The organism is Cetobacterium sp. (genome assembly GCF_048470075.1).
Lineage (GTDB): Bacteria > Fusobacteriota > Fusobacteriia > Fusobacteriales > Fusobacteriaceae > Cetobacterium_A.
In genome coordinates this window covers 1-5791 of record NZ_DBGBQB010000038.1, presented here as the reverse complement: position 1 = coordinate 5791, position 5791 = coordinate 1, and the positions used below count along the sequence as shown (strand labels likewise).

Below are 5791 nucleotides of genomic sequence, written 5' to 3'. Positions count from 1 at the left end.
CTTGTATATTAAAAATAATTAGGTATTTAAGGAGGAGTTTGAAAATGATGATGGATAAAATTTTAAATATTTTAAATGAAGAGATAGTTCCAGCAGAAGGGTGTACAGAGCCAATTGCTTTAGCATATATAGGTAGTAAATTAACGTCAATTTTAGGTGGAGTACCTGAAAAAATTGATATAGCTCTATCAGGAAATTTAATAAAAAATGTTAAAAGTGTAAAAATACCAAACTCAGAGGGAATGGTAGGAATAGAAGCAGCAGTAGCTCTTGGAACAATTTTAGGAGATTCTAAAAAAGAGTTAATGGTGATATCTGATATTGATAAATCAAGATTAAATGAGGTTAAAGAGTATTTAGATAACAAAAAAGTTGTAGCTACAAAAATAGAGGGAGATGTTAAGCTTCATATGAGAGCAACAGGAACTTTAGGTAATGATGTTGTTACAATTGAGATTAAAGATTATCATACAAATATTGTTAAAATTGAAAAAAATGGTGAGATTATAAAAGGATCTTCATGTGATGAGATTGTAACTGGGGATACAATGACGGATAAGAGTTTCTTAACTGTTGAATTGATCCATGATTTAGCTAAAACTATAGATTTATCATTGATTGCTCCGATTTTTGAAAAAGTTATAGCTTATAACTCAGCAATAGCAAATGAGGGATTAAAAAATGACTATGGAATTGGAATGGGTAAAAGTCTACACGAAGGTATGCAAGAGGGTATCTATGGAAAAGATTTAAAAAATAAAATTGTAAGTTTTGCAAGTGCAGGAAGTGACGCTAGAATGAATGGATGTTCTATGCCAGTGATGACAACTAGTGGAAGTGGAAACCAAGGAATGACAGCTTCATTACCAGTTATAAAATATTGTGAAGAGAAGGGATTAAGCCATGAGCAGCTGCTTAGAGGACTGTTTTTCTCACACTTAACAACAATTCACATCAAATCAAATGTTGGAAGATTATCAGCATACTGTGGAGTTGTTTGTGCAGGTGGAGGAGTAGCAGGAGCGTTAGCATTTTTAGATGGAATGCCTTTAGATAGAATAGATGCTGCAATAGAAACAACATTAGCAACACTATCAGGAATGTTATGTGATGGAGCTAAGAGTTCTTGTGCGACAAAAATAGCAAGTTCAATAGGAATGGCTTTTGATTCATACTTCCTATCTAAAAAGAGAAGAAATTTTGAGTATGGAGAAGGAATTGTTGGTAAAGATGTTGAGGCAACTTTAGCTAATGTTAAAGTTTTAGCACATGAAGGATTAAGAAAAACAGATGAGGTTGTTTTAGATATAATGTTAAATAACTAGTTTTAATATATGGTTTTAGGAGGAAAAATGAGAATAATAATTATCGGTGGAGTTGCTGCTGGAATGTCAGCTGCAGCAAAAGCAAGTAGACTTAACAAAGAAGCGGAGTTAGTGATCTATGAAAAAACTGAAGTTGTTTCATGGGGAGCTTGTGGATTACCTTACTATGTTGGAAACTTTTTTGAAAGTCCAAATAACATGATAGCAAGACCTGTAGAGAAGTTCATAGAAGCTGGAATGAACATAAAAATAAAACACGAAGTTATTGGTATCGATGTTGAGAAAAAAGAGGTAACAGTTAAAAATCTAGTAACAGGAGAGATTTTTAAAGATAACTACGACAAATTAATGGTAGCTACAGGAGCACATGCAATAATGCCACCTATAAAAAATTTAACAACTAAAGGAGTATACACTCTAAAGGATTATACTGATGGTATAGTTTTAAAAGAGGAGATGTTAAAGGATGAAAATCAGGATATCGTTATAGTTGGAGCAGGATATATAGGTCTTGAAGTAGCTGAAGCAGCTAAACATCTTGGAAAAAGAAGTGTTAGAATAATCCAACTTGGAGATAGAGTTCTTTTAGAGAGTTTTGATAAAGAGATAACTGATGTTATGGAAGAGGAGATTAGAGCTCATGAGGGTGTTGAACTACACCTTGAAGAGATTGTTCAAGAGATTGTAGAGGAAAATGGAAAAGTTGTAGGAGTGAAGACTAATAAAGGGGAGTACCCAGCTGATATAGTTGTTGTATCAACAGGAGTGAGACCAAATACGGCTTTCTTAAAAGAAACAGGGATTGAGATGCTAGGAAATGGGGCTCTAGTTATAGATAACCATGGAAGAACATCTATTGATTCTATCTACTCTGCAGGAGATTGTGCTACAGTTCCTCATCTGGTTAGAAAAGAGAATGTATATATACCTCTTGCAACAACAGCTAATAAAATAGGTAGAATAGTTGGTGAAAACCTAGCTGGAGTAGAAACTGAGTTCCAAGGAACTTTAGGGTCAGCAGCGGTGAAAGTTATGGATGTGGAAGCTGGAAGAACTGGAATAACAGAAGCTGAAGCAATAAAAATGGGAATAAACTATAAGACTGTATTTATAAAAGATAAGAACCAAACAAACTACTATCCAGGTAGAGAGGATATCTTTGTAAAATTAATCTATGATGCAGATACAAGAGTTCTTTTAGGAGGACAGATTGCAGGTAAAAAAGGTGCAGTTTTAAGAGTGGATTCTTTAGCTACAGCGATTTATGCAAAATTAACAGTGGATGAGATCGGTATGATGGATTTTTGTTATGCTCCACCATTTGCTAGAACGTGGGATGTAATGAACGTAGCTGGAAATGTAGCAAAGTAAGATGGGCTTCAATAAAAATTAAAATATAGAAACGGGAGAAAAACAAACAATGAACAATGTATTTTTTGAACAATTTTTAATGATTAGTGATTTGAAAACTGTTGGTTTCTTAGTGGCATTATTAGTAATTTTATTTCTAATAAATATGTTACCAAAGAAAAAATTTAACTTTTCAGCAAAAGTTATGGTTGCAACAGTTGTTGGTTTAATTTTAGGATTAGCAATTCAATTTGTAGCTGGATTCCCAGAGAATCCAATGAATTTAACATTTGTAAGAGAGACAACACTATGGTATAGCTTACTTGGTGGAGGATTTATCTCTTTAATTAGAATGTTAGTTATTCCTCTAGTTATGGTGTCTATTATACATGTTATTATCAATATGAAAGAGGATGCTAACTTAGGAGATTTAGTAAAGAAGAGTTTAATTATCACTTTAGTGATGGTTGCAATCTCTGTAGCTATTGGATTACTTTTAGGAAATCTATTTGAGGTTGGAAAGGTTTCAACAGATGCAGCACAAGCTGTAGCAGCAGAGGGTGGAAGAAAAATTAGAGAGGTTAGCAATATCGTTGATACATTAAAGGCTCTTATTCCTTCAAACCCAGTTGAGGCAATGGTTAAGTTAAATATCGTTGGATTAGTAATATTCTCAGCGGTTGTTGGAGTGGCAGCAAAGAGAATGTCAAAGAAGTATATGGATACTGTGAAGCCATTCTTTGATTTAATAAATGCTTGTCAAAAGATTATTGTATCGATGGCAATGAGTATCATTAGATGGATGCCTTTAGCAGTAGTACCACTATTAGCAAATACAATTGCACAAAAAGGTATCGGAGCAATAGCAGAGGTAGGAAAATTCATAGCAGTTTTATACTTAGCAACAGCAGTTATGTTTATAGTTCAAATGATAGCAGTATCATTCTTTGGATTAAATCCATTTACTTATGTTAAAAAGAGTATCTCTTTAATGATTTTAGCATTTACATCTAGATCAAGTGTTGGATGTTTACCAGTAACTATCTCAACTCTAACTGATAAATTAGGTGTTAGTGAGTCAACTGCAAGTTTTGTTGCAAGTTTTGGTACAACAGCAGGAATGCAAGGTTGTGCGGGGATATTCCCAGCATTAACAATAGTTTTTGTTACTAATATGAGTGGACATCCAGTTGACGCAACTTTAATAGTTATGTCTATAATAGTTGTGGCAATCAGTTCATTAGGAATTGCAGGAATTCCAGGAACAGCGACAATGGCAGCTTCAGTTGCTCTATCAGGAACTGGATTAGCAGCTATGTTCCCTCTGATTAACCCAATTCTAGCTATCGATCCTATTATCGATATGCCAAGAACAATGTTAAACGTAATTGGATCAGTTACAAATGCATTGATGGTTGATAAGAGTTTAGGAAACTTAAACCATGAAGTTTATCAAGATATGGAAGCAGGAAATGAAGCTAACTCTTCTGATATTGAATAAATAGTAAAGGTCACCTTTAAGGTGACCTTTTTTATCTAATTCCATGGTATAATCTATAAAATTTACCTTCTAATTTCAAAAGTTCTTTAAATGAACCAGATTCAACAATATTATCCTCTCCTAGGACATAGATTTTATCAAAGTCTTCAAGAATACTAAGTCTATGAGTTATTGCAATAACGATTCTATCACCATACTCCTCTTTAATATTTTTTAAAATAGATTTTTCATTGATAATATCTAGGGCATTAGTTGCTTCATCTAAAAGAATTAAGTCAGGATTTTTTAAGAATAGTCTAGCCATAGCTATCTTCTGTCTTTGTCCAGAACTTACATGAACTCCCCCCTCACCGATTATGGTATTCTCCTCTTCTGGAAACTTATCAAAAATCTCATAGACATATGATTTCTCAATAGCAAAACTTAGTTCCTCATCTGTACAGTACTCTTTAACAAGGGTGATATTATCAATTAAACTTCCATTTATAATATAGTCACTTTGATCTACGATTCCCAACTTTTCAAGATATGTTTTAAAAGTTATTCTATTCAGGGGAATATTATTGATTAAAATCTCTCCACTTGTAGGAAGTAATGCTCTTTTTAAAAGAGAGGCAGTGGTACTTTTACCAATTCCACTCTCACCTACTAAAGCTATCTTTTCCCCTTTCTCTATCTTTAAATTAAAATTTTGTAATATAGATTTTTCATCGTAAGAAAAACCTATATTTTTAAATTCAATAGAAGTAATAGGTTCTGTTAGTGGTATATCACCATCTACTCTATCACTGAGATTGATTATCTCTGTGAATCTATTAACACCTGATATCCCTTTTTGATAGATATCAACTAAACCAACCATTCTCATAATTCTAAGTCTAAAACGATCAACTAAAAGTAGAAAAGATAGAATAATTCCCATTGTAACCCCATCTTTTATATATAGGTAACCACCGGCAAGAATAATTATAAGTTGAGTTATATTGGAATAAAAAGTCACACCTGAAACTATTAGACTGGATGGAATCATATTTTTCTTCTCACTCTCTAAAAGTATGTCATTTTTCTCAAAAAATCTTTTTTGAGCATAGTTCTCTAAATAGTTGTCCTTTAAAAATGATATAGTCCTTAGAATATCGTGGAGATTAGCTGAAAGCAATCCAGAGTTCTTTCTAACACTTCTATGACCAGCTTTCATCTTTTTATTCTCTCTATAGACAAATATCAATGTTAAAGGTAGGGGAAAAAGAGTGATCAAAGAAAGTTTTAAATCAAAATCAATCATTATAAAAATAGAGGCCAGTATTGTTATAACTGAAAAAATAAAATCCTCCAATCCTCTGTGACAAAGAGTGGAAACACTATCTAAATCATTGATAACTCTGGAGATTAAATCTCCACTTTGGTTTTTTTTAAAAAACTCACTCGGTTGATTTAAAAGTTTTTTTATTAGATCATTTCTCATACTTTGTTTTATTTTACTTCCCATCAGTTTTCCATTAGCTTGAGAGTTAACTGCAAATGCTAAACGTAAAATATAAAGAACTATTAAAACAATGGAGAATTTTAATAGTAGATTTATATTTTTAGATGGAAGGGCATCATCAATTAAGTT

At 32.6% G+C, this 5791-nt stretch carries 4 protein-coding genes; 3 read left to right on the top strand and 1 reads right to left on the bottom strand.

Translation table 11 applies throughout. From position 1 onward, the window contains the following. Positions 1-38 precede the first annotated feature (38 nt). The 3 genes from ACMOUI_RS01240 to ACMOUI_RS01230 are packed head-to-tail and all read left to right on the top strand — an operon-like array spanning position 39 to position 4176. Positions 39-1325 (top strand): serine dehydratase subunit alpha family protein, encoded by a 1287-nt coding sequence (locus ACMOUI_RS01240; protein ID WP_418963929.1) that lies wholly within the window; start codon positions 39-41, stop codon positions 1323-1325. A 27-nt stretch (positions 1326-1352) separates the two neighbouring features. Beyond that, the gene (locus ACMOUI_RS01235; protein ID WP_418963928.1) at positions 1353-2696 is read left to right on the top strand and encodes a CoA-disulfide reductase; all 1344 of its coding nucleotides are present in this window, start codon (positions 1353-1355) and stop codon (positions 2694-2696) included. 49 nt (positions 2697-2745) lie between these two features. Beyond that, a complete protein-coding gene (locus ACMOUI_RS01230; protein ID WP_418963927.1) occupies positions 2746-4176 on the top strand; it encodes a cation:dicarboxylate symporter family transporter in 1431 nt (476 codons plus the stop codon). 31 nt (positions 4177-4207) lie between these two features. Here ACMOUI_RS01230 and ACMOUI_RS01225 read toward each other — a convergent pair. After that, positions 4208-5791, bottom strand: a 1584-nt coding sequence (locus ACMOUI_RS01225) for an ABC transporter ATP-binding protein (RefSeq protein WP_418963926.1), incomplete at its 5' end; no start/stop codon positions are given.

Coding starts and splice junctions, on each gene's coding strand:
- ACMOUI_RS01230 (WP_418963927.1), top strand. CDS start 2,746: ATGAACAATGTATTTTTTGAACAATTTTTAATGATTAGTGATTTGAAA.
- ACMOUI_RS01235 (WP_418963928.1), top strand. CDS start 1,353: ATGAGAATAATAATTATCGGTGGAGTTGCTGCTGGAATGTCAGCTGCA.